The organism is Amycolatopsis lexingtonensis, assembly GCF_014873755.1.
GTDB classification, from domain to species: Bacteria; Actinomycetota; Actinomycetes; order Mycobacteriales; family Pseudonocardiaceae; genus Amycolatopsis; species Amycolatopsis lexingtonensis.
This window is the reverse complement of sequence record NZ_JADBEG010000001.1, coordinates 3890401-3912494: the sequence shown is the minus strand read 5'-3', so window position 1 is coordinate 3912494 and position 22094 is coordinate 3890401. Positions and strand designations below refer to the sequence as shown.

The following is a 22094-nucleotide window of genomic DNA, read 5'->3' as shown; positions in this document are numbered from 1 at the left end:
CGCCCGGCTCAGGTGGCGTAGACCTCGCTGATCGGGTTGGCCGGTTCCGCGTACTGCCGCACGATTTCCGAGTCGCGCCGCATCGGGGCGCGGCCCGGCGGCTGCTTCGGCGGGTCGCCCGCGTCGATCTTCGGGATCGGGAACCGCCGCGGCTCCGGGGTGAGCGTGATGCGCTCGCCGTGGTGCAGCACTTCCAGCGGCTCGCCGTCGAGCACGTGGTAGGTGACCTGGTCGGGGTCGATCTCGACCTGGAACCGCGTGCCGCGGAACATCAGCCGGAAGGTGAGCCGGCCCAGCTGCTCCGGCAGCCGCGGGGAGAACGCCAGCGTCCCGCCGTGGTCGCGCAGCCCGCCGAACCCGGCCACCGCGCCCTGCCACGCCCCGGCCAGCGACGCCATGTGCAGGCCGTTGCGCACGTTGTTGTGCACGTCGTGCAGGTCGGTCAGCGCGGCTTCGGCGAGGTAGTCGTAGGCCAGCTGCAGGTGCCCGACCTCGGCCGCGACGACGGCCTGCGTCCCCGCCGACAGCGAGGAGTCCCGCACGGTCCTCGCTTCGTAGTACGCGAAGTTGCGCGCCTTCTCCTCGGGGCTGAACGAGTCGCCGCACAGGTGCAGCGCCAGCACCAGGTCCGCCTGCTTCACGACCTGCTTGCGGTACAGGTCGAAGTACGGGTAGTGCAGCAGCAGCGGGTAGTGCGCCGGGTCGGTGTTCTCGTAGTCCCACTCGTCGTGGTCGAGGAACCCCTCCGACTGCGGGTGCACGCCGATTTCCGCGTCGTAGGGCAGGTACATCGCCGCCGCGGCGGCGCGCCACGAGTCCAGTTCGACGGTGTCGACGCCGAAGTGCGCAGCCACGTCCGGGTGCCGTTCGCAGGAGTCCGCCGCGGCCAGCAGGTTCCGGCGCGCCATCAGGTTCGTGTAGACGTTGTTGTCCGCCACCGCCGAATACTCGTCCGGGCCGGTGACGCCGTCGATGCGGAACGTCCCGTGCCGGTCGTGGTGGCCCAGCGACGCCCACAGCCGCGCGGTTTCCAGCAGCAGCTCGGTGCCGTAGTCGCGCTCGAACTCCTCGTCGCCGGTCGCGTTGAGGTAGCGCAGCACGGCGTCGGCGATGTCCGCGCTGACGTGGAACGCCGCCGTGCCGGCCGGCCAGTACGCCGAGCATTCGGCGCCGTTGATCGAGCGCCACGGGAACGCCGCTCCGCGCAATCCCAGCTGGTGCGCGCGTTCCCGCGCCTTGTCCATTGTGGAGTGACGCCAGCGCAGCGCGTCGCGCGCCGCGTCCGGGATGGTGTAGGTGAGCACCGGCAGGACGAACGATTCGGTGTCCCAGAACGCGTGCCCGTCGTAGCCCGGCCCGGTCAGTCCCTTGCCCGCGATCGCGCGGCTTTCGCCGCGGGCCCCGGCCTGCAGGAGGTGGAAGAGGGCGAAGCGGACGGCCTGCTGCAGCTCGGGATCGCCGTCGATCTCGATGTCGGAGGTGGCCCAGTAGTCGTCGAGGAACTGGCGCTGCTCGGTGATCAGGCCCTTCCAGCCGGTCTGGCGCGCGCCCGCCAGCGCCGCCTCGACCTGCGAGCGCAACGCCGGCACCGAGCGCTGCGCCGACCAGCCGTAGGCGAGGAACTTGGTGATCCGGAGCTTGCCGCCCTTGGGGACGTCGACCGCGACCGTGAGCCGGGCGAGGTCCTCTTCGGAGTGGATGCGGGCGCGGATGCCGTCGTCCACCTCGATCTTGTGGTCCATCGCCGCCGCCATCCGCAGCCCGGACCGGCGGGTCTGGTGCACCAGCACGGCGTTGTACTCCGACGCGCGGTGGAATTCGCCCACCAGTGGGGATTCCAGCGCGGCGGCCACCCGCGGGTCGCTGGTGTCGGACTCGATCGGCTCGTTGGCCAGCAGGTCGGACTGCACGACCAGCTGCAGGTCCTCGTCGAGCGGCTCGACCTCGTACCGGATCGCGGCGATCGCGCGCTGGGTGAAGGAAACCAGCCGCTCGGTGCGCACGCGGACCCGCCGCCCGGTCGGCGACGACCACTCGGTGCTGCGGCTGAGCGTGCCCTTGCGGAAGTCGAGCACGCGGTCGTGCTTGGTGGCCGCGCCGTAGCGCATGTCCAGCGGCTCGTCCTCGACCAGCAGCCGGATGATCTTGCCGTCGGTCACGTTGACGACGGTCTGGCCCTCTTCGGGGTAGCCGTAACCGGCTTCGGCGTAGGGGAGTTCGTGCTGCTCGTAGAACCCGTTGAGGTAGGTGCCGGGCAGCCCGCGCGGTTCGGCCTCTTCGAGGGTTCCGCGCAGCCCGATGTGGCCGTTGGACACCGCGAACGCCGATTCGGTGCGCTGCAGGGCGTCGACGTCCATGCCGCGCCAGCGCAGCTCCCACGGGGCGCACTCGTAGCCGCGGGGTTCGTCGGTCATCGGTCCTCCAGCAGGTCGGCGAGGTCGTCGACGACGATGTCGGCCCCGTGGGCCTTCAGCGCGGCGGCCTGGTCGGCCCGGTTCACGCCCACGACGTACCCGAAACCGCCGGCTTTCCCGGCCTGGACACCGGATTGGGCGTCCTCGAAGACGGCCGCGTGCGCCGGCTCGACGCCGAGCGCCGCGGCGCCGGCCAGGAACGAGTCGGGGGCGGGCTTGCCCTTGAGGTGCCGGTCGCGGATGACGACGCCGTCGATGCGGGCCTCGATGTACTTGCTCAGGTCGCCGGCGTCGAGGACCTTGGCGCCGTTCGCCGAGGACGTCACGACGGCGATCCGCAGCCCGGCGGCCTTGACCGCTTCGAGGTAGCGGATCGAGCCGGGGTAGGGGCTGACGCCGCGCTCGTCGATGATCTTCAGCACCAGTTCGTTCTTGCGGTTGCCGACGCCATTGACCGTGGGGGCGTCCGGCGGGTCGTCCGGCGTGCCCTCGGGCAGCTCGATTTCCCGTGACCGCAGGAACTCCCGCACGCCGTCGGCGCGGGGGCGGCCGTCCACAAAGGCCGCGTAGTCGTGGTCGGTGAACTCGGCGAACCCGGCACCGTCGCGGGCGCGGAGGAATTCGTCGAATGTCCGTTTCCACGCTTCGCGGTGGAGAATCGCCGTCCCGGTCAGCACTCCGTCGAGGTCGAACAGGCAGGCGGTGATGGCTTCCGGCAATCCCGTCATGCCCGCACGCTACCGGTCCTCGTCGTCGTTCGCGGGATGTTCGGGGTGCGGGCGGACGTGGTGGATGAGTTCGTGCACGGTCGCGTCGGCGAGCCGGTAGCGCACGACGCGGCCGGTGCGCTGCGGGGTGACCAGGCCGTGGGCCCGCAGCAGCCGCAGGGCCTGCGACACGGCGGTGTCGGTCATGCCGGTGGCCGCGGCGAGATCGGTGACGCTGATCTCGCGGGCGTAGTGGATGGAGACCAGCAGGGCCAGCCGGGACGGGTCGGCGACCACGGAGAAGCGCCGGGCCCATTCGTCGATGACGGCGCGGTCGCCGAGCCCGTCGACCGCCGCCGAGACGCGTTCCGGGTCGATCAGCTTGCGCTCGGTGCTCACCCCCGGATGATTCCACCCGCGCCCGGGGCCGACCACCGGTGGCCTGGGTCACGCGCGCTTGACGTCGTCCCGGCGCCCGGGCGAAGCTGCGATTAAGACACCTGTCATAGTCGAGGAGCCCGAGATGACCGACGTGGCCGCCGAAGCGGGAACCCGCTCGAAGACGATCACCTGGCAGGACCCGCTGCCCACGGCCCGGCTCGGCGCGGCCATGTCCGGCCTGGAGTACCTGACGGCCATCAAGGACGGCCGCATCCCGGGCCCGCCGATCGCCGCCCACTTCGGGCTCCGCTGGGAGCGCATCGAGCACGGCGAGGTCGAAGCAGTCGCCGAACCGGACGAGTCGCTGTACAACCCGATCGGCATGGTCCACGGCGGCGTGGCGGCCACGATGCTCGACTCGGTCGTCGGCTGCGCGGTCCACACGACGCTCCCGGCCGGCGTCGGCTATGCGTCGGTGGAGCTGAAGGTGAGCTACCTGCGCGCGATCCACGCGGGTCGCGGCGAGATCCGGGCGGTCGGCCGCGTGGTGAAGGAGGGTGCGCGGATCGCGTTCGCCGAAGGGGAGATCCGCGACGCCGAGGGCAGGTTGCTGGCGACGGCGTCGGGGACGTGCGTGATCACCCGCTGAGTGTTGCGACGTTCGTTGAGCGGCCTGGAAATGCGCCCCAATGTGGCGTTGGTTGCGTCCGACGCACCGAACGCCACATTGGGGCCATCAGCGGGGCGGCCGGACGCGGCGGCCGCGGATCGCGTCCTCGCCACCGAACCGCCCGATCACCGACGCCAGCAACGCCCGGGCGTCCTCGACGCGCCCGGCGCCGTACTCCGCGACCAATTCCTCCTGAAGCTCCTGTCGTAGCACCCGGGTCGCCTCGACGGCAGCGACCGCGTGTTCGGTCAGGTGCAGCAGCTTCGTCCGTGCGTCGTCCGGTGATGGTTCGCGCCGCAGCAGGTTCCGGCGTTCGAGGTCCGCGACGGCCTTCGACGCCGCCTGCTGCGTCACGCCCATCCGCTCGGCCAGCGCGGTGATCGACAGCGGGGCGGCCAGGACGTGCTGGATCACGACGCCGTCGTTGAAGCGCAGTTCGTCGAAGCCCCGCCCGGCGAGGCGCCGCTGGACCTCGTCGGTCATGGCCCAGCCCGCGAAGAGTGCGGTCAGGGACAGGTCGAGGCTGCTAGGATGCACAACCATGGTTGTGGAATCTAGCAGAGTGCCGGACGGGTTGGCCGAAGCGTTCGTGCGCGTGGCGCACCGGATCGTCTGGTGCACGCTGGTGACGGTCGACCGGCGGGGCAGGCCGCGCTCCCGGGTCGTCCACCCGATCTGGGAGCGGACGCCGGATGGCTTGCGGGGCCGCCTCTTCACCCGCCCGACGCCGCTGAAGCTCGCGCACCTGGCGGCGTCGCCGTACGTGTCGTGCTCGTACTGGGACCCGCGGCACGAAGTCGCGATCGCGGAGTGCCGGGCGGAGTTCGCCGACGACGAGGAGAGCCGAAAGGACCTATGGGACCTCTTCGCCTCGACGCCGGAACCGCTCGGCTTCGACCCGAAGATCCTGGGCGGCGAGGACCACCTCGACCCGAAGATCACGGTGCTGCGCCTGACACCCTGGCGCCTCTCGGCCGCCGGCGAGGCCTGGCGGGCGGCTTAAGCGCCGACGCGGTGGTCGAAGACCAGGCCTTCCGCCGCCCGCAGTCCCACGCTGATCGCGCCGGTCAGGACCGCGTCCTCGCCCAGCTCGCCCTGGACCACCTTCGGCACCAGCGGCGTGAACGCGCGCAGGGCGCGGTCGATCGGCTCCAGCAGCAGGTCGGCCGCCGTGCCCATGCCGCCGCCCAGGACGATCAGCTCCGGGTCGATCACCGCCGCCACCGAGGCGACCGTGTAGGCGAGGCGGTCGGCTTCCGTTTCCACCGCGCGCCGGGCGAGTTCGTCGCCTTCGCGGGCCAGGCGGAAGACTTCGCGGGCCGATTTCGCCGTGCCGAGGCCGAGTTCGCGGGCCCCGCGGACCACCGACTGCGCCGCCGTCGCCTCTTCGAGGTGGCCGCGCGCGGGCGGGCTCGTGGGCTCCTCCGCCGCGCGCGTGCGGCCGTAGGGCAGGTAGCCGATCTCGCCCGCCGCGCCGGTCGCGCCGCGGAACACCCGGCCGTCGACCATCATGCCCATGCCGACGCCGGTGCCGATCGTGATGCAGCCGAACACCGACGCACCGCGCGCGGCCCCGCTTTCCCACTCGCCGACCGCGGTCAGGTTCGCGTCGTTCTCGACCATCAGGTCCGGTCCCAGCGCGGCTTCGAGGTCGTCGATCAGCCCGGCCCGGCCCCAGCCCGGCAGGTTCGGCGCGTGCCGGAAGCAGCGCTTTTCCGGATCGGCGACGCCGGGGGAGCCGACCACGCGGACAACGATGTCGGACGGCGTCAGGCCCGCTTCGGCGACGGCGTCGGCGGCGATCTTCCCGACCGCGGTCACCAGCGCCGCCCCGGAGCGCGCCGTGTTGCGCTCGTCGCGGCGGGCCACCAGCACGCGCCCGAGGTCGGACACCGCGACCCGGATGTGCTCGCGGCCGATGTCGACGCCCAGCACGTACCCCGCCGTGGGGTCGGCCTCGTACAGCACCGCCGACCGGCCGGTGCCGGTGGACGTCTGCCCCGTCGGGCGCGCCAGTCCCGCGGCCTCGAGCGCCAGCAGCGCCTGGCTGACCGTCGGCTTCGACAGCCCGGTGTCCTTCGCGACCTGCGGCCGCGTCGCCGGTCCGCTTCGGCGCAGCAGGTCCAGCACCGCCCGCTGGTTGATCTTGCGCATCCCGGCGGGGGTCCCGACCGTTGGAGCTCCTACGCCGGTCACCCGTGCCCGCCTCTCGTCTTCGTACTCCCCGCCACGCTAGCCGCCCGGCCCCCGGTTCCGCCGGAATACGCCCGCTTCCGGACCCGTTGACCGGGGCATGAGCACTCCGGTACGCGGCCGGGTCCGCGTGGCACAAGGCGCGAAGCGGGTAAGGGTGTTCCTCGGCGGGGAACTCGTCGCGGACACCGTGCACCCCCTTCTGGTGTGGGAAGTTCCGTACTACCCCACGTACTACTTCCCGCGCGCGGACGTCGTGAGCGGCGTTTTCACCCCCTCCGGCCGGACGACGCACTCGCCGAGCCGGGGAGATGGTGTTCTGTCGACGATAAAGGTCGGCCGCGCCGAGGCGGTGGACGCCGCGCTGGAACACCCCGATTCGCCCATTGAGGAGCTCCGCGACCACGTCCGCTTCGACTTCGCCGCGTTCGACTGGTTCGAAGAGGACGAGCAGATCTTCACGCACCCGCGCGACCCCGGCGTGCGCGTCGACATCCTGCCGAGCTCCCGGCACGTCCGGATCGAGGTCGACGGCGTCACGGTCGCCGACTCCGTCCGCCCGCACCTGCTGTTCGAGACCGGCCTGCCGGTCCGCTACTACCTGCCCCGCGTCGACGTCCGGATGGACCTGCTCGAGAAGATCGACACCGTGACGCACTGCCCGTACAAGGGCGCGGCCGAGCACTTCGACGTGGCCGGGCACGCCGACCTCGCGTGGAGCTACCCGACGCCGCTGCCGGAGAGCAGCCGGGCCGCCGGGCTGGTGGCGTTCCTGGACGAGAAGGTGGACGTCTTCGTCGACGGGGTGCGGCAGGAGCGCCCGAAGACGAAGTTCGCCTGAGCGCCTCAGCCGCCGAAGAGCGCCCGCACCGCGGCCTCGTCGCCGTCGACTTCGACGGCGGCCTGGTCGAGGGTGAGCACGCCGGCAGCCAGCCCCAGCACGGTCGCGGGGTCGGCGCGCACGACGGCGTCGAGGTCCCGGCCGTCGTGCGGGGCGACTTCGACGCCGGAGCGCGTCGCCCGCACCTGGACCAGCCGGTCGTCGACCGCGATCCCCACCGTCGACGGCTTGCCCGCGGTCTTCCGCCCGCCGAGCAGGGCCGGGAGGGCGACGACGAACCATTCTGGGCGGAAGCGGTCGTTCCCGGGACCGCGCACCATCAGCGGCGCGGACCAGCGCACGAGGCTCTCGATCGGCTCGCGCAGCCCGGCGCCCCACGGCGTGAGGGCGTACTCGATCGCGTTGCCGTCCGCGGCCAGCCGCCGCTCGACGACACCGGCGTCCTCCAAATCGCGCAGCCGCCCGGCGAGCAGGTTGGTGGCCACGCCGGGGAGCCCGTCGAGCAGCTCGCGGTAGCGCGCGGGGGCCACCAGGAGCTGGCGGACGACGAGCAGGTTCCACCGGTCGCCCACGACGTCCAGCGCCCGGGCGAGACCGCAGTACTGACCGTAGCTTCGGCTCATGCTTCCCTCACTTGACAATCTCAAGCGCGCCTGACTATATCAAGTCACCCGACGAGCTTGAGGAGTCTGTCATGACCGTCCCGCCGGCGATCACCGCCCTGCGCGCGGCCGGGGAAAGCGGTGACGCCGATGCGGTCGCCGGCCTGCTGGCCCCCGGCGTCGTCTTCCATTCCCCGCTCACCGCGCGAGTGCGCTTCGAAGGCCGCGAGCAGGTGGCGGCCCTGCACCGCGACATCTTCGCCGTGCTGGAGGACGTCGAAACCACCGAGCCGCTCGTGCGCGGCGACACGGCGTCGTTCTCCTTCCGGGCTCGCGTCCGCGGGGCGGAGTTCGAAGCCATGAACGTGGTGCGCGTCGACGAGCACGGGCAGATCGCCGAGTGCAAGGTGTTCGCCCGGCCGCTCCCGGGCCTCGCGACGCTGTTTTCGGCGCTGCCGCCCCGCGTGGCGGCCCGCCGTCGCGGCCCGCTGGTCGGCCTGCTCGTGGCGGTCTTCGCCCGGCCGCTCGCCTTCGTCTTCCGTACGGCGGACCGCTTGGTGCCCAAGCTCGTATAACGCCCTATACCGCGTGGCTCAAGCCGCGTGCCGGCCGTGGGCCTGGCGCCGGAAACCGCGGGGACGCGGGCGTTCCGGGGCCGGTGCGTCCACTGTGGACCCGGACGTCGCCTGGTCCTCGCCGGTCGCCGCCGGGAGCGGGGTGCCGCGGCCGCGGTGGCCGCGGTGGACCGCGTACAGCAGCGCCAAACCCAGGACCACCAGCAGGTGCGTTGCCAGCCGGGCCAGCGTCACCTGACCGGCCGCCAGGTCGCCCGCCGACAGCACCAGCAGCACCCCGACGAACCCGGTCAGCAGCGGCAGCTGGCCGGCCGCGGTCTTCGGGCGGAGGACCGCGGCCAGCAGGCCGATGCCCACCGCCAGGTTCCACGCGCCGCTTTCGTGGTCGAAGTGGAGGCCGGCGTGCCCGCCCGCGGTGCCGAGCAGCTGGGCGAACGCCAGGCCGAGCTGGGCGATCGCGACCACGGCCAGCGCGATCCGCGTACCCCAGCCTTCGCCGGACGGCGCCGGGGTGCGCTCGAGAATTGCCGCGGTGAGGTCCGGGACCGGGGGCGCGGGGCGCAGCAGCATCGCGCGCCGCAGCCGTTCCGCGCCGGCGAACCACTCCTGGCAGGCCGCGCAGGACGCCAGGTGCTCGTCGGGGGAAACCGGTTCGCTCTCGCCGTCCAGCCGGGCCGACAGCGCTTCGCGGCAGTCCTCGCACCTCATGGTCCACCAGTCGGAAGGCGGGGTCACAAAGTTCCCGGTTACTGCTACGTTCCGGATCATGACCCGCGGTGAGGACGACGAACGCGTCACGGCTCTCGCGCTGGCCGCCGGCCGGGGTGACCGGCGCGCCCTCGAAGAGTGGGTCCGCGCGACCCAGGCCGACGTCTGGCGCTTCCTCGCGCACCTCACCGACCCGGCCGCCGCCGACGACCTGACGCAGGAGACCTACCTCCGCGCCTTCGGCAGCCTTCGCCGCTTCGCCGGCCGCTCGTCGTCGCGCACGTGGCTGCTGGCCATCGCGCGCCGGGTGGTCGTCGACCAGATCCGGGCCGCCGCCGCCCGGCCGAAGATCGACTGGGACGCCCCGGTCGACCAGGGGCGCGCCGCCGCCGGGTTCGAGGACCTCGTCGAGCTCGGCGTGCTGCTCGACGGCCTGGACCCGGACCGGCGCGAGGTGCTCGTGCTGACGCAGGTGCTCGGGTTGTCCTACGCCGAGGCCGCCGACGTCTGCGGCGTGCCGGTCGGCACCGTCCGCTCGCGGGTCGCGCGGGCCCGCGACGACCTGCTCGAAGCCCGGCGCGAACGCGGCTCGGACGCCGGCTGAACCAGTCCGTTAGGCCGTCCGGCACTGTGGCGGCGCACACATTCGGCGGCTTCGGCTGTCATCTCGTCACAGGAATGGGCGAACTCGACTACGCCGCGTTGACGGCCTGACAACGCCTGCTTAGCGTGGCGCGCACCCCGCCACCACGCTGCAAGGGATTCCCGATGGCCAGTCCCACCACCGAACCCGCCGAGCCCGCCGAAGCCGGAAAAGTCGGCCGCCGCCGGTTCCTGACCTACCTCGTCGCCGCGCCCACGCTCACCGTCGCCACCAAGCTCACCGCCGACGCGGTGGCCCCGGCGACCGCCGATGCCGTCGTCCCGACCCTGCCGCAGCCCGCGGAGATCCTCGACCTCGGCGACGTGCTGACGTTGTCGTGCGCCCCGACCGCCGGGATGCTCGTGCTCGAAATGACGTCCGACGGGCGGGCACGGCTGCAGCTGCCCCGCGCCGAAGTCGGGCAGGGCATCACGACGGCGACCGCGATGCTCGTCGCCGAAGAGCTGGACCTGCCGCTCGACCGCGTCGACGTCGTGCTGTCGGATGCCCGCACCGAGCTGCTGTTCAACCAGCTGACCGGCGGTTCCAACACGATGCGCTCGCTCTACGACCCGGTCCGCGCCACCGCGGCGACCGCGCGCGCCCGGATGGTCGCCGCGGCCGCGGCGCAGTGGGGGACCGACGCGACGCGGCTGTCCACACGCGACGGTGCGGTGTGGGCACCCGACGGCCGCAGCGCGGGTTACGGCGTCCTCGCCGGGCCGGCTTCGCGCACGGACCTGACCACCGGGGCCATCGTGCCGAAGGCCGAGTCGGCGCACACGCTCGTCGGGACGCCGACCTCGCGCAAGGACGCCCGCGCGATGGTCACCGGCAAGCAGGTCTACACGCTCGACCTCGACATCCCCGGCGCGAACCCGGTGATGGTGCGGCGGCCGCCGTCGATCAACGGCACCGTCGAGAAGGTCAACAACGAGGCCGCCGTCCGCGCGATGCCGGGGATCATCGACATCGCCGTCGTGCCCACCGGCGTCGCGGTGATGGCCGAGACGTTCGGCCAGGCCCTCGACGGCAAGAACGCCCTCGACGTCACCTGGGGTCCGGGCACAGTGGACGGTGAAGACAACGAGAGCATCAAGAAGAAGCTGCGCGGGGCCGCGCTGCCGTTCGTGGTGCCGCCGCTGCTGACGCAGTACGTCGACGGCGAGTTCGACTTCGCCTTCGCCAGCCACGCGCCGATGGAGTCGAACTCCGCGGTCGCCGACGTCCGGGAGGACAGCGCGACCATCTGGGCCGGGCTGAAGTCGCCGATCGTGGCCAAGCAGACCATCGCCCAGGAGCTGGGGCTGCCGGAGAACAAGGTCACCGTGCACGTCCAGCAGGGCGGCGGCTCGTTCGGGCGGCGGCTGTTCTTCGACGCCGCCCTCGAAGCCGCGCACATCTCGAAGGCGATGAAGAAGCCCGTCCGGCTGATGTGGAGCCGGATCGACGACATGCGCCACGGCCGGGCGCGCGCGGCCAGCTTCCACCGGATCCGCGCCACTTTCGCGCTCGGGCAGGTGCTGACGTTCGAGCACCGCGTCGCCAGCGTCGAAACCGACTGGAGCCACGGCCTCGGCGAGATCCTCACCGCGTTCGCGGCGAAGCTTCCCGTCGGCGGGAACCTGAGCTTCGCGCAGACGGTGTTCCTGCTGACCATCAAGTCGCCGTACAACTTCGGCGTCACCACGCAGCTGCTCAACGAGGTCCCGCTGAAGTTCCACACCTCCGCGTGGCGGTCGGTCTACTCGGCGAACACCCGTGGCGCCGAAGAGATCATGGTCGACGAGATCGCGAAGAAGCTCGGCAAGGACCCGGTGGCCTTCCGCCGCGAGTTCATCAAGGAAGAGCGGCAGCGCGCGGTGCTGGACAAGGTCGCGGAGCTCGGCGAGTGGGGCAAGGCGATGCCCGCCGGGTTCGCGCAGGGCATCGCGGTGCACGGCGAGTACAAGTCCTACACCGCCTGCCTGGTCGAACTGGACGCGCGCGACCCGAAGCACCCGCGCGTCACCAAGGCGACCATCGCGGTCGACGTCGGCAAGCCGGTGAACCCGCGCGGGATCCAGGCGCAGATGCTCGGCGGCCTGACCGACGCGATTTCGACGACGCTCACCGCCGGCCTGCACATCGACAAGGGCCTGCCGCTGGAGGGCAGCTACTCGCAGTTCCACTACGCGCGGCAGAAGAACTCGCCGAAGGACGTCACCGTGCACGTCATGCCGGCGACCGGCGACGACATCGGCGGCGCGGGCGAGCTCGGCCTGCCCGCTCCGGTCGGCGCGATCGCCAACGCCTACGCCCGGGCGACCGGGATCAAGCCCCGCAGCTTCCCGATCACCTTCCCGGTCGACTTCGACCCGTTCCCGCGCTGAGGAGTGCCCCTGCCATGCCGAACTACACCTTCGTGGTGAACGGGAAGACCGTCACCGTCGACGCGCCCGCCGACCTGCCGATGCTGTGGGCGCTGCGCGACAAGCTCAAGGTCCGCGGGCCGAAGTACGGCTGCGGCATCAACGTCTGCAAGGCCTGCACCAGCCACCTCGACGGCGAGGCGTTCAACCCCTGCGTCACGCCGGTTTCCGACTGCGCGGGCAAGGAGGTCACCACGATCGAGGGGCTGGCCGACGGCGACGAGCTGCACCCGGTCCAGGAGGCCTGGCTCGAGCAGGACGTCGCCCAGTGCGGGTACTGCCAGCCGGGACAGATCATGGCGGCCGTGGCGCTGCTGAAGAAGACGAAGAACCCGACGGACGCGGACATCGACGCCATCCAGAACGTGTGCCGGTGCGGCACCTACTTCCGGATCCGGGAGGCGATCAAGAGCGCGGCCGCCAAGATGGCCTGACGCGGATGCGGAGGTTCTACAGAAGAACCTCCGCATTCGCGGTACCTGTAGCAAGTTCACCCGGTCGTGGCTGGTGCTTTCGGGTTAGATGCGGGTCTCAGACCTCGACGAGGAGGTCGGGGACCGGAGGGCACCCATGCACTACCAGGCGCTGCTGTCCGACGGGCTCGCCCCGCGGGTCGCCGTCCTCGCCGCGGACGTCGAGCGGAAGCTACCCGAGCTGATCGAGAGCACCGTGCGGCAGATCCGCGCCGAGATGCCGGTCTACGCCGACGCCCGGTTCGTCACGCACGCCGAGCTGCGCGCGTCGGTGCGCGCCAACCTCGAGCACGTGATGCGCACGCTGCGGGGCTCGGACGAGCCGGACCTGGCGCAGGCCCACGCGACCGCCCGGGCCCGGGCACTGCAGGGCGCGCCGCTGCCGGAGCTGCTGCGGGCGTACCGGATCGGGCTGACCGAGGTGTGGCACCGGTTCGTCGAGCTGACCGCCCGCGAGCAGGACCTGGCCGGCCTGGTCGCGGCGACCACGGCGATCTGGGCGCTCATCGACGACCTCGCCGAAGCGCTCACGACGTCCTACCGCGACACGACGGCGGAAGTCACGGTGGCGCACCAGAACCGGCGCTCGGCATTGGTCGAGGCGCTGTTCGCGGGCGGCACTGCGACCGAGGGCACGTTGTGGGACATCGCCCGCGTGCTCGAGCTGTCGCTGGACGGCACGTTCGTCGTCGTCGCGGCGGAAACCCCGCGCCTCGGCCAAGAACCGCTGCCCCAGATCGAGGCCCGGCTGCGCGGCCTGCACCACGCGTCGGCCTGGCGGCTGACGCCGGACCTGCAGGTGGGCGTGGTGTCCCTGCGCGACCCGGCCGCGTCGAAGGCTGTCGTGGAGCTGGTGCGCGAGCACCCGGTGGGCCGGGTGGGCATCAGCCCGGTGTTCACCGGCCTCGGCAACACCGCCCGCGCGCTGCACCTGGCCCGGGTCGCGCTGTCCAGCATGACGCCGGGCACGCCCGGCCTGGTCCAGTTCACCGAGTCGCCGCTGGCCGGGCTGGTGGCCAGCGCCCCGGAGGCGTCGGTGCAGCTGGCCCACCACGTCCTCCAGCCGGTGCTGGACCTCCCGGGCGACGACCGGAACGTGCTGCTGCTGACGCTGCGCGCGTGGTTCGATTGCCAGGGCTCGACGAAGCTGACGTCGGAGCGGATGTTCTGCCACCCCAACACGATCCGGCACCGCCTGAAGCGGATCACGGAGGAACTGGGCCGGTCGCTGACGAACCCGGCGGACATCGCGGAGCTGGGCGCGGCGTTGCGGGCGCTGAACCTGTTCCCGGAGACGGCTCACCTGCCGGCGCCGCGCTAAGCCGGCTCAGGCGAACCAGGCGAGCGCGCGCACCTCGATCGGCGCGTGGACGGATGCGGTGACCCGGCCGGCCCACCCCAGCGCGGCGGCCTTCAGGTCCCGCTCGACGTCGCCGAGCAGCCGCTGCGACTCGCGCAACCGCTCTTCGGTGGGTGGTTCGCTCGACGCTGTGGAGGCCACCCCGGCCGACAGGGTTCGCCGTGTGGACCCGCACTTCGGGCGGCTGGCGTTCGTGCTCGCACATCCACCGCACCACCGGATCAGCGGGCGCAGGGCGCCCGCTGATCCGGGGCGGTCGGGCGCGGACAGCGCCCCACTGCCCCGGACGAATCAGGCGTCCGAGGACCGCTTCCAGAGGTTGATGTCCGCGTCGGTCGCGTGGCCGTCGATCTCGGTCAGCTCCTCCGACGAGAAGTCGAGGTTGCCGAGCGCGCCGACGTTGTCCTCGAGCTGCGCGACGCTGCTCGCGCCGATGAGCACCGACGTCACCCGGTGGTCGCGCAGGGCCCACGCCAGCGCCAGCTGGGCCAGCGACTGGCCGCGCCGTCCCGCGATGTCGTTGAGCGCGCGGACGCGGTTCAGGCGGTTCTCGTCCAGGGTGCCCGGGTCGAGGGACTTGCCCTGCGCGGCCCGCGAATCTGCCGGGACGCCCTGGAGGTACTTGTCGGTCAGCAGGCCCTGGGCCAGCGGCGAGAACGCGATGCAGCCCGCGCCCGCCTCGTCCAGGGTGTCCAGCAGGCCGTCCTCCTCGATCCAGCGGTTGAGCATCGAGTACGACGGCTGGTGGATCAGCAGCGGCGTGCCGAGCTCGCGCAGCATCCGCGCCGCTTCGGCGGTCCGCTCCGAGCTGTACGACGAGATCCCGACGTAAAGCGCTTTCCCGGCGCGGACCGCGCGGTCGAGCGCCCCGACGGTCTCCTCCAGCGGCGTCTCGGGGTCGAAGCGGTGGGAGTAGAAGATGTCGACGTAGTCCAGGCCCAGCCGGCCGAGCGACTGGTCCAGGGAGGACAGCAGGTACTTGCGGGAGCCCCACTCGCCGTACGGGCCGGGCCACATGTCGTAGCCCGCCTTGGTGGAGATCACCAGCTCGTCGCGGTAGGGCTTGAAATCGGTGGCCAGCAGCCGCCCGAAGTTCTCCTCCGCCGAGCCGTAGGGCGGGCCGTAGTTGTTCGCCAGGTCGAAGTGGGTGATGCCGAGGTCGAAGGCGCGGCGGGTGATGTCGCGCTGGGTCTGCAGCGGCCGGTCGTGGCCGAAGTTGTGCCACAGCCCGAGCGAGATCGCCGGCAGCTTCAGCCCGGAACGCCCGCAGCGCCGGTAGGGGATCGAGTCGTATCGGCCGGATGCCGCAAGGTAGGTCACGCGGCCGAGCCTAACCCGCTTGTCGGGTACGCTCCTGGTGAGCGACCGCTTAGGAGGCACGTGGTGGGCACCGGATTCTTCACCTCCGTCGACGACGTGTCGGCCAAGCTGGCCGAAGCCGGTTACCTGGCGTCGACGGCCGTGGCGACCACGGTGTTTCTCGCCGACCGCCTCGGCAAGCCGCTGCTGGTCGAAGGCCCGGCCGGTGTCGGCAAGACCGAGCTCGCCAAGGCCGTCGCCCAGGTCAGCGGCTCGCGGCTGGTGCGCCTGCAGTGCTACGAGGGCATCGACGAGGCCCGCGCGCTCTACGAGTGGAACCACGCGAAGCAGCTGCTGCGGATCACCGCCGGCCGCGACGAGACCTGGGAGCAGGCCCGCACCGACATCTTCGGCGAGGAGTTCCTGCTCCGCCGCCCGCTGCTCACCGCGATCTCCTCCGACGAGCCGACCGTGCTGCTCATCGACGAGACCGACAAGGCCGACATGGAGGTCGAGGGCCTGCTGCTGGAGGTGCTCGGCGACTTCCAGGTCACCGTCCCCGAGTTCGGCACGATCACCGCGACCCGCGCGCCGTTCGCCGTGCTGACCTCCAACGCCACGCGCGAGCTGTCCGAAGCGCTGCGCCGCCGGTGCCTGTTCCTCCACATCGACTTCCCCGAAGAAGAGCTCGAACGCGAAATCGTCCGGCTCAAGGTCCCGGGCATCGACGCCGCGCTCGCGGATTCCGTCGTCCGGGTGATCGCCGCGCTGCGGGCGATGGACCTGCGGAAGCTGCCGTCGGTCGCGGAGACCATCGACTGGGCGCGCACGCTGCTCGCGCTCGGCGCGTCGACGCTGGACGAGCGGGTCGTGCGGGAGAGCCTCGGCGTCGTGCTCAAGCACCAGGACGACATCGCCAAGGCCGGCGCCGGGCTGCAGCTCGAACAGGTCCTGGACGCGTCGTGACCGGCGGCGTGCCGGAGCGGCTCGCGTCGTTCGTCAAGGCACTCCGGGCCCAGGGCATCCCGGCCGGCCCCGCCGAGACGGTCGACGCCGCGGCCGCGCTGGAAGTCCTCGGCATGGACGACCGCGCGCTCGTCCGCGAAGGCCTGGCCGCCGCCCTGGTCCGCCGCGGTGGGCAGCGCGCGGTCTTCGACGCCGCCTTCGACCTGTACTTCCCGGCCGGGATCGGCGCGCCCGAACGCGCCCGCGAAGAGCCGTCGACGCTGGAAGAGCTGCGGGAAGAGCTGGCCGCCGCGCTGGCCGACGGGGACGAGCAGGCGCTCGCCCAGCTCGCCGGGCTGGCCGTCGACATGCTCGGCCAATACGGCTCGGCGTCCGGTCCCGGTGGCGGGTTCTCGGCGCACCAGACCCTGGAGCGGCTCCAGCCGCAGACGCTGATCGCCCGGGTGCTCGCCGCGGTCCGCGGCGGGGGCGCGCGCGGCGAGTTCACCGACCGGCTCGACCGCGACGAGATCCGCCGCCGCGTCGAGGGCTTCCGCGGGCGGGTCCGCACCGAAGCACGCCGCCGCGCGGCCGAGGTCCGCGGCCGCGAACGCGTCGCCAAGCACGCCATCGCGCCCGCGCCCGACCGCGTCGACTTCCTCATCGCCAGCCGCAACCAGCTCGCCGAGCTGCGCCGCACGATCCAGCCGCTGTCCCGCAAGCTGGCGACGCGCCTGGCCGCCCGGCGCAAGCGCACCACGCGCGGGCAGATCGACCTGCGCCGCACGTTGCGGCGTTCGCTGTCGACCGGCGGTGTCCCGCTGCGCCCGGCCTACCGCCACCGGCGGCCCGGCCGGCCGGAAATCGTGCTGCTGTGCGATCTTTCCGGGTCGGTGGCCGGGTTCGCGAACTTCACCATGCTGCTGGTGCAGGCGCTGCGCGACCAGTTCAGCAAGATCCGCGTGTTCGCCTTCGTGGACAGCGCCGACGAGGTCACCCACCTGGTCACCACCGGCACGGCCGACCCCGAGCACCTCGGCGCGCGCATGCTGTCCGAAGCGGCGTTGGTGCGCTGGGACGGCCACAGCGACTACGGCGGCTCCCTGCGCCAGTTCACCGACAACTGGCTGGACGCCGTCGGCCCCCGCACGTCGGTGCTGATCCTCGGCGACGCCCGCACCAACGGCGGCGACCCCAACCTCGACGCGGTCCGCGCGATCAAGTCGCGCGCCCGCCACGTCTACTGGCTGAACCCGGAACGGCGCTCGCTCTGGTCGACCGGCGACTCGGCGGCGCTGGAGTACGCCGACGTCGTCGAGATGCACGAGTGCCGCACGGTGCAGCAGCTGTCCGCGCTGGTCACCCGCCTGCTGCCGGTGTGAGCCACGCGTCGATGTCCGCCAGGAGCTTCCGCTTCGTCGCTTCGGGGGCGAAGGACGCTTTGACGCTCGCGCGTGCGAAGTCCGCCATCGTGGCGTCGTCGTAGCCGAAGGCGTCGCGGACGCGGGCGTACTCCTCGGCGAGTTGCGCGCCGGTCACCGAAGGAACGTCGGTGTTGATCGTGACCGTCAGCCCGGCCTCGCGAAGGCGGGGGAGCGGGTGCTCGGGCAGCGAGGGCACCAGCCCCAGCGTCACGTTCGACGACGGGCAGACTTCCAGCGCCAGGCCCCGTTCGCGGACCTCGGCGACGAGCGCCGGGTCGTCGAGGACGCGGATGCCGTGCCCGAGCCGTTCGGTCCGGCCCACTTCGAGTGCTTCGCGGATGCTGTCCGGCCCGGCGTCCTCGCCGGTGTGGTGCAGCAGGCGGATCCCGGCCGCCTGGGCCTTTTCGAAGAGCGTCGCGAACGGCCTCAGCGAGTGGTTTTCCTCGCCCGCCATGCCGATCGCGAAGACTTCGTCGTACTTCAGGGCGAGGTCGAGGGTGCGCTCGGCGCGTTCGACCGAGCGCCGCCGGGAGTGGTCGAGCACGAGCCGGGTTTCGAGCCCGGACAGTCCGTTGAGGACGGACGCCAGCGGCATTTCGAGGTCGCCCAGTCGTTCCCCGTGCGAGGCCGCGGTGAACGTGACTTCGGCGTAGCGCGTGCCTTGGGCGAGCTCGTCTTCGCAGTACTCGCGTGCGATGCGCTCGAAGTCCCCGGGCTGCTGGAGGCAGGCTCGGATGAGCGCGTTGTAGTCGGCGAACGCGCGAAAGCCGTCGAACTCCGGCGGTTCGGCCGGGACGGCGACGCCGTTCGCCTCGCCGAGTTCGCGCAGCGTGCCCGGCCGGATCGTGCTCTCGAGGTGGACGTGCAGGTGGGCTTTCGGCAGGGCCGCCAGGTCGCGCATGAGCCCGACCCTAGAGGCCGACAGGCGCCGCTCGCGCGGCAATTTTGTTTGGCCATCGTCACACGGGGAACCTCCGGGTGGTTCGTCCGCGTTGTCAGGATGACCGCACACCGACGAGGGAGACGACGATGGCTTTCCTGCGCAAGCTCACCGTGCTGGCCGGCGCGGCCGGCGCCGCCCGCGCGTACGCCAAGAAAAACCCCGAAAAGGTGAACGGCGCCGTCGGCAAGGCGGCCAAGTTCGTCGACGACAAGACCAAGGGCAAGTACCACGAGCAGATCGCCGGCGCGGTCCGCAAGGTCAACTCCGTGACCGGCGAACCGGGACAGCCCGGGCAGCCGGGGCCGGCCGCCCGCTAGGTCACTCGGCGGTCAGGACTTCGAGGACCCCTTCGCCGTACTTGGCGAGCTTGTTCTCGCCGACCCCGCTGACCGTGCCCAGATCCGCCAGCGAAGACGGCTTTCGCGTGGCGATCTGGCGCAGGGTGGCGTCGTGGAAGATGACGTACGCGGGTACGCCCTGCTCCTTCGCGACGCTCGCCCGCCAGGCACGCAGGCGTTCGAACAGCGGCGCCGCTTCCGCGGGCATGTCCACCGCCGCGGCGGCGGCTTTCCGCGTGCCGCGGACCTTCGCGGCCGCCGCGCGCTCGGGCTCGCGGCGCAGCATCACCTGGCGGTCACCGCCCAGGACTTCGGCGCTGGCCTCGGTGAGCACGAGGGAGCCGTAGTCGCCTTCGACCGCGAGCAGGCCCTGGGCGAGCAGCTGGCGCACGACCGCCCGCCAGTCCTGTTCGCGCAGGTCGGTGCCGATGCCGAACGTCTTGAGCGTGTCGTGCTGGAACTGCGTGACCTTCGGCGTGGACTTGCCGAGCAGGATGTCGATGATCTGCCCGGCGCCGAACTTCTGCCGCCGCTCGTTGCGCAGCCGCACCACCGTCGAGAGCAGCTTCTGCGCCGCGATCGTCCCGTCCCACTTCTCCGGCGGGTTCAGGCACGTGTCGCAGTTGCCGCACGGCTCGGCCTGCTGCCCGAAGTAGTTGAGCACCTGCACCCGGCGGCATTCCACCGTCTCGCACAGCGCGAGCATCGCGTTCAGGTGCGCGCCGAGCCGCCGGCGGTGCGCGTCGTCGCCCTCGGACGTGTCGATCATCTTGCGCTGCTGCACGACGTCCTGCAGCCCGTATGCGAGCCAGGCGGTCGAAGGCAGGCCGTCCCGGCCCGCGCGGCCGGTTTCCTGGTAGTAGCCCTCGACCGACTTCGGCAGGTCGAGGTGCGCGACGAACCGGACGTCCGGTTTGTCGATGCCCATGCCGAACGCGATCGTGGCGACCACGATCAGCCCGTCCTCGCGCAGGAACCGCGACTGGTGCTTCGCCCTCGTGCGCGCGTCGAGGCCCGCGTGGTACGGGACCGCCGGGATCCCGTTCTGCACCAGGAATTCCGCGGTCTTCTCGACCGAGTTCCGGGACAGGCAGTAGACGATCCCGGCGTCGCCCTGGTGTTCGGTGCGCAGCAGTTCGAGCAGCTGCCGCTGCGGCGAGTTCTTCCCGACGATCCGGTACTGGATGTTCGGCCGGTCGAAGCTCGCGACGAAGTGCCGGGCTTCGTCGAGCCCCAGCCGCGAGGAGATCTCCCGGTGCGTGGCCTCGGTCGCGGTCGCCGTCAACGCGATCCGCGGTACGTCCGGCCAGCGCTCGTGCAGCGCGGAGAGCTGGAGGTAGTCGGGCCGGAAGTCGTGGCCCCACTGGGCGACGCAGTGCGCTTCGTCGATCGCGAACAGCGAAATCTTGCCGCGGTCGAGCAGCCGCACGGTGGATTCGACCGAAAGCCGTTCCGGTGCCAGGTAGAGCAGGTCGAGCTCGCCGCTCAGGAACGCCGACTCGACCTCCTGGCGGGCCGCGTAGTCCTGGGTGGAGTTGAGGAACCCGGCGCGGACGCCGGCGTTGCGCAGCGCGTCGACCTGGTCCTGCATCAGCGCGATCAGCGGGGAGATCACCACGCCGACGCCCGGGCGCACGAGCGCGGGAATCTGGTAGCACAAGGATTTCCCGCCGCCGGTGGGCATCAGCACGAGCGCGTCGCCGCCGGCGATCACGTGCTCGACGATCGCCGCCTGGTCGCCGCGGAAGCTGTCGTAGCCGAACACGCGCCGGAGGGTCTCCAGCGCGTCGGACGCGGGTGCGAGGTCGGTCTCTGCCACCCGGCCGACTATAGAGCGGGGGTCCGACAGTTCCGGGCCGCCCCGCCGCCGGGTGGCAGACTGGCGGGGTGGAGTACTGGCCCGTTCCCGATCTCGTCGCGCATTTCGCCGGTGCGTGGCGGCTGGACCGCGAAATCCTCACCGCCGACGGCGAGGCGGCGGGTGAGGTGACCGGCACCGCGAGCTTCACCGAAGAGAACGGCGAGCTCGTCTACCGCGAAGCCGGCGAGATGCGCCTCGGCAGCTACACCGGCCCGGTCACACGCACCCTGCACTACCGCCCGACCGCGCCCGGCCGGGCCGACGTCCACTTCGACCACGGCGGCTTCTTCCACGAGCTCGACCTGCGCGCCGGGCACTGGGCCACCGACCACCCCTGCCGCGACGACCTCTACCGCGGGAGCTACCAGGTGCTCGACGCGCGGCGCTGGCGTCAGGAGTGGGCGGTCCGCGGGCCGGCGAAGGACCACCTGATCGTCACCCGGTTCACGCGGGCGCCGGGCTGAGCAGGTCGGCGTGGCCGTCCTCCTCAGACGATTCCGCCGTTGGCGCGCAGCACCTGGCCGTTGACCCAGCGGGCCGGGCCGGCCAGGAACGCGACGACCTCGGCGATGTCCTCGGGCTGGCCGAGCCGCTCGAGCGGCGGCTGCTTGGCCATCCGCGTGATCGTCTCCTCGTCCTTGCCGTCGAGGAACAGCGCGGTCGCGGTCGGGCCGGGGGCCACGGTGTTGACGGTGATGTCGCGCCCGCGCAGCTCGCGGGCCAGGATCATGGTGATCGCCTCGACCGCGCCCTTGGTCGCGTTGTAGATGCCGTAGCCGGGCAGGTTCAGGCCGAGCACGGACGTCGAGGTGGTGATCACGGCGCCGCCGTCGCGCACCCGCTTCGCGGCTTGCTGGGCCACCGCGAACGTGCCGCGGATGTTGGTGCGGTGCACCCGGTCGAGGACCTCGAAGTCGGTGTCCGCGATCGGCGTCGGCGCGGTCATCACCCCGGCCAGGTGCGCGACGACGTCCACGCCGCCGAAGGTGCGTTCCGCGGTGTCGAACAGCTCCGCGACCGCGGCCGGGGCGGCGACGTCGGCCCGGACGGCGATGGCCCGCCCACCGCGTTCGGTGATGGCGTCGACGGCGGCCGTGGCCTCCTTCTCGTTGCCGGCGTAGTTGACGACGACGGCCATGCCGTCGGCGGCCAGCCGCTCGGCGACCTGGCGGCCGATGCCGCGGGAGCCGCCGGTGACGATCGCGACGCGGGGTTCGGTGGTGGTGCTCATCGGTGCCTGCCTCCTGCTTGGTAACGCTGATTTCGTCGTTCTGTTATCGACGATAGCACTCGGATGTTAACGACG

General features: G+C 71.9%; 24 protein-coding genes. 12 read left to right on the top strand and 12 right to left on the bottom strand.

The window, feature by feature from the left end; genetic code table 11:
- Window positions 1-8: 8 nt before the first annotated feature.
- From H4696_RS17750 to H4696_RS17740, 3 genes are read right to left on the bottom strand one after another with little or no spacing between them, the layout of a single operon-like run.
- Entirely contained in the window at window positions 9-2414 is a 2406-nt protein-coding gene (locus tag H4696_RS17750) for a glycoside hydrolase family 65 protein (protein WP_086863092.1), read from the bottom strand.
- The gene (locus tag H4696_RS17745; RefSeq protein WP_086863093.1) at window positions 2411-3142 is read right to left on the bottom strand and encodes an HAD family hydrolase; all 732 of its coding nucleotides are present in this window, start codon (window positions 3140-3142) and stop codon (window positions 2411-2413) included. The genes H4696_RS17750 and H4696_RS17745 overlap by 4 nt, the downstream gene beginning before the upstream one ends.
- 9 nt (window positions 3143-3151) lie before the next feature.
- Entirely contained in the window at window positions 3152-3520 is a 369-nt protein-coding gene (locus H4696_RS17740; RefSeq protein ID WP_086863094.1) for an ArsR/SmtB family transcription factor, read from the bottom strand.
- Window positions 3521-3644: 124 nt separating this feature from the next.
- On the opposite strand from H4696_RS17740, the gene H4696_RS17735 reads away from it, so the two are divergent.
- Window positions 3645-4151, top strand: a complete 507-nt coding sequence (locus H4696_RS17735; protein WP_086863095.1) for a PaaI family thioesterase — start codon at window positions 3645-3647, stop codon at window positions 4149-4151.
- A gap of 87 nt (window positions 4152-4238) precedes the next feature.
- Here the strand turns inward: H4696_RS17735 and H4696_RS17730 are convergent, their stop codons facing one another.
- The gene (locus H4696_RS17730) at window positions 4239-4715 is read right to left on the bottom strand and encodes a MarR family winged helix-turn-helix transcriptional regulator (RefSeq protein WP_086863096.1); all 477 of its coding nucleotides are present in this window, start codon (window positions 4713-4715) and stop codon (window positions 4239-4241) included.
- Between H4696_RS17730 and H4696_RS17725 the strand changes: the two genes are divergently transcribed.
- Window positions 4714-5175 carry a pyridoxamine 5'-phosphate oxidase family protein gene (locus H4696_RS17725; RefSeq protein WP_086863097.1) on the top strand — a complete coding sequence of 154 codons (462 nt, stop codon included), beginning with the start codon at window positions 4714-4716 and terminating at the stop codon, window positions 5173-5175. The two genes, H4696_RS17730 and H4696_RS17725, sit on opposite strands and share 2 nt — an antisense overlap.
- On the opposite strand, the gene H4696_RS17720 is transcribed toward H4696_RS17725, so the two are convergent.
- Window positions 5172-6326 carry an ROK family protein gene (locus H4696_RS17720; RefSeq protein WP_225955728.1) on the bottom strand — a complete coding sequence of 385 codons (1155 nt, stop codon included), beginning with the start codon at window positions 6324-6326 and terminating at the stop codon, window positions 5172-5174. The two genes, H4696_RS17725 and H4696_RS17720, sit on opposite strands and share 4 nt — an antisense overlap.
- Window positions 6327-6465: 139 nt before the next feature.
- On the opposite strand from H4696_RS17720, the gene H4696_RS17715 reads away from it, so the two are divergent.
- Complete coding sequence (locus H4696_RS17715) at window positions 6466-7206, top strand: DUF427 domain-containing protein (protein WP_192782376.1); 741 nt, start codon at window positions 6466-6468, stop codon at window positions 7204-7206.
- Between the two features lie 5 nt (window positions 7207-7211).
- Here the strand turns inward: H4696_RS17715 and H4696_RS17710 are convergent, their stop codons facing one another.
- Window positions 7212-7829 carry a winged helix-turn-helix transcriptional regulator gene (locus H4696_RS17710; protein ID WP_086863099.1) on the bottom strand — a complete coding sequence of 206 codons (618 nt, stop codon included), beginning with the start codon at window positions 7827-7829 and terminating at the stop codon, window positions 7212-7214.
- 71 nt (window positions 7830-7900) lie between these two features.
- On the opposite strand from H4696_RS17710, the gene H4696_RS17705 reads away from it, so the two are divergent.
- Window positions 7901-8383, top strand: coding sequence for a nuclear transport factor 2 family protein (locus H4696_RS17705; protein WP_086863100.1), 483 nt, complete (start codon window positions 7901-7903; stop codon window positions 8381-8383).
- Window positions 8384-8401: 18 nt separating this feature from the next.
- On the opposite strand, the gene H4696_RS17700 is transcribed toward H4696_RS17705, so the two are convergent.
- Entirely contained in the window at window positions 8402-9091 is a 690-nt protein-coding gene (locus H4696_RS17700; RefSeq protein WP_169735091.1) for a hypothetical protein, read from the bottom strand.
- Window positions 9092-9149: 58 nt separating this feature from the next.
- Between H4696_RS17700 and sigC the strand changes: the two genes are divergently transcribed.
- The 4 genes from sigC (at window position 9150) to H4696_RS17680 (ending at window position 13939) form a co-directional block, all read left to right on the top strand.
- Window positions 9150-9695 (top strand): RNA polymerase sigma factor SigC, encoded by a 546-nt coding sequence (gene sigC, locus H4696_RS17695; RefSeq protein ID WP_086863101.1) that lies wholly within the window; start codon window positions 9150-9152, stop codon window positions 9693-9695.
- A 164-nt stretch (window positions 9696-9859) separates the two neighbouring features.
- Window positions 9860-12106, top strand: coding sequence for a xanthine dehydrogenase family protein molybdopterin-binding subunit (locus H4696_RS17690; RefSeq protein WP_086863102.1), 2247 nt, complete (start codon window positions 9860-9862; stop codon window positions 12104-12106).
- 14 nt (window positions 12107-12120) lie between these two features.
- The gene (locus H4696_RS17685) at window positions 12121-12579 is read left to right on the top strand and encodes a (2Fe-2S)-binding protein (RefSeq protein ID WP_086863103.1); all 459 of its coding nucleotides are present in this window, start codon (window positions 12121-12123) and stop codon (window positions 12577-12579) included.
- Window positions 12580-12715: 136 nt separating this feature from the next.
- A complete protein-coding gene (locus tag H4696_RS17680; RefSeq protein ID WP_086863104.1) occupies window positions 12716-13939 on the top strand; it encodes a PucR family transcriptional regulator in 1224 nt (407 codons plus the stop codon).
- A 6-nt stretch (window positions 13940-13945) separates the two neighbouring features.
- Here H4696_RS17680 and H4696_RS17675 read toward each other — a convergent pair whose 3' ends face one another.
- Window positions 13946-14119 (bottom strand): hypothetical protein, encoded by a 174-nt coding sequence (locus H4696_RS17675; RefSeq protein WP_211299767.1) that lies wholly within the window; start codon window positions 14117-14119, stop codon window positions 13946-13948.
- A 150-nt stretch (window positions 14120-14269) separates the two neighbouring features.
- The gene (mgrA, locus tag H4696_RS17670) at window positions 14270-15298 is read right to left on the bottom strand and encodes an L-glyceraldehyde 3-phosphate reductase (RefSeq protein ID WP_086863105.1); all 1029 of its coding nucleotides are present in this window, start codon (window positions 15296-15298) and stop codon (window positions 14270-14272) included.
- 63 nt (window positions 15299-15361) lie between these two features.
- Between mgrA and H4696_RS17665 the strand changes: the two genes are divergently transcribed.
- On the top strand, window positions 15362-16243 hold the full coding sequence (locus tag H4696_RS17665; protein WP_086863106.1) for an AAA family ATPase: 882 nt from the start codon (window positions 15362-15364) through the stop codon (window positions 16241-16243).
- Window positions 16240-17604, top strand: coding sequence for a VWA domain-containing protein (locus tag H4696_RS17660; RefSeq protein WP_192782375.1), 1365 nt, complete (start codon window positions 16240-16242; stop codon window positions 17602-17604). Before H4696_RS17665 ends, H4696_RS17660 begins: the two co-directional genes overlap by 4 nt.
- Here the strand turns inward: H4696_RS17660 and add are convergent.
- Window positions 17582-18547, bottom strand: a complete 966-nt coding sequence (gene add / locus H4696_RS17655) for an adenosine deaminase (protein WP_086855841.1) — start codon at window positions 18545-18547, stop codon at window positions 17582-17584. The two genes, H4696_RS17660 and add, sit on opposite strands and share 23 nt — an antisense overlap.
- 128 nt (window positions 18548-18675) lie before the next feature.
- On the opposite strand from add, the gene H4696_RS17650 reads away from it, so the two are divergent.
- The gene (locus H4696_RS17650; RefSeq protein WP_086855840.1) at window positions 18676-18906 is read left to right on the top strand and encodes an antitoxin; all 231 of its coding nucleotides are present in this window, start codon (window positions 18676-18678) and stop codon (window positions 18904-18906) included.
- A gap of 1 nt (window position 18907) precedes the next feature.
- Here the strand turns inward: H4696_RS17650 and recQ are convergent, their stop codons facing one another.
- Window positions 18908-20746, bottom strand: coding sequence for a DNA helicase RecQ (recQ, locus tag H4696_RS17645; RefSeq protein WP_086855839.1), 1839 nt, complete (start codon window positions 20744-20746; stop codon window positions 18908-18910).
- Between the two features lie 68 nt (window positions 20747-20814).
- Here recQ and H4696_RS17640 point away from each other — a divergent pair, with 68 nt between their 5' ends.
- Window positions 20815-21252: a DUF6314 family protein gene (locus H4696_RS17640; RefSeq protein ID WP_086855838.1), complete on the top strand. Its 438-nt coding sequence runs from the start codon at window positions 20815-20817 to the stop codon at window positions 21250-21252.
- A 23-nt stretch (window positions 21253-21275) separates the two neighbouring features.
- Here H4696_RS17640 and H4696_RS17635 read toward each other — a convergent pair whose 3' ends face one another.
- On the bottom strand, window positions 21276-22019 hold the full coding sequence (locus H4696_RS17635) for an SDR family oxidoreductase (protein ID WP_086855837.1): 744 nt from the start codon (window positions 22017-22019) through the stop codon (window positions 21276-21278).
- Window positions 22020-22094 lie beyond the last annotated feature (75 nt).

Coding starts and splice junctions, on each gene's coding strand:
- add (WP_086855841.1), bottom strand. CDS start 18,547: ATGCGCGACCTGGCGGCCCTGCCGAAAGCCCACCTGCACGTCCACCTC.
- H4696_RS17685 (WP_086863103.1), top strand. CDS start 12,121: ATGCCGAACTACACCTTCGTGGTGAACGGGAAGACCGTCACCGTCGAC.
- H4696_RS17730 (WP_086863096.1), bottom strand. CDS start 4,715: ATGGTTGTGCATCCTAGCAGCCTCGACCTGTCCCTGACCGCACTCTTC.
- H4696_RS17735 (WP_086863095.1), top strand. CDS start 3,645: ATGACCGACGTGGCCGCCGAAGCGGGAACCCGCTCGAAGACGATCACC.
- H4696_RS17705 (WP_086863100.1), top strand. CDS start 7,901: ATGACCGTCCCGCCGGCGATCACCGCCCTGCGCGCGGCCGGGGAAAGC.
- H4696_RS17725 (WP_086863097.1), top strand. CDS start 4,714: ATGGTTGTGGAATCTAGCAGAGTGCCGGACGGGTTGGCCGAAGCGTTC.
- H4696_RS17635 (WP_086855837.1), bottom strand. CDS start 22,019: ATGAGCACCACCACCGAACCCCGCGTCGCGATCGTCACCGGCGGCTCC.
- H4696_RS17745 (WP_086863093.1), bottom strand. CDS start 3,142: ATGACGGGATTGCCGGAAGCCATCACCGCCTGCCTGTTCGACCTCGAC.
- H4696_RS17710 (WP_086863099.1), bottom strand. CDS start 7,829: ATGAGCCGAAGCTACGGTCAGTACTGCGGTCTCGCCCGGGCGCTGGAC.
- H4696_RS17700 (WP_169735091.1), bottom strand. CDS start 9,091: ATGAGGTGCGAGGACTGCCGCGAAGCGCTGTCGGCCCGGCTGGACGGC.
- H4696_RS17750 (WP_086863092.1), bottom strand. CDS start 2,414: ATGACCGACGAACCCCGCGGCTACGAGTGCGCCCCGTGGGAGCTGCGC.
- sigC (WP_086863101.1), top strand. CDS start 9,150: ATGACCCGCGGTGAGGACGACGAACGCGTCACGGCTCTCGCGCTGGCC.
- H4696_RS17680 (WP_086863104.1), top strand. CDS start 12,716: ATGCACTACCAGGCGCTGCTGTCCGACGGGCTCGCCCCGCGGGTCGCC.
- H4696_RS17650 (WP_086855840.1), top strand. CDS start 18,676: ATGGCTTTCCTGCGCAAGCTCACCGTGCTGGCCGGCGCGGCCGGCGCC.
- H4696_RS17690 (WP_086863102.1), top strand. CDS start 9,860: ATGGCCAGTCCCACCACCGAACCCGCCGAGCCCGCCGAAGCCGGAAAA.
- H4696_RS17715 (WP_192782376.1), top strand. CDS start 6,466: ATGAGCACTCCGGTACGCGGCCGGGTCCGCGTGGCACAAGGCGCGAAG.
- H4696_RS17720 (WP_225955728.1), bottom strand. CDS start 6,326: ATGCGCAAGATCAACCAGCGGGCGGTGCTGGACCTGCTGCGCCGAAGC.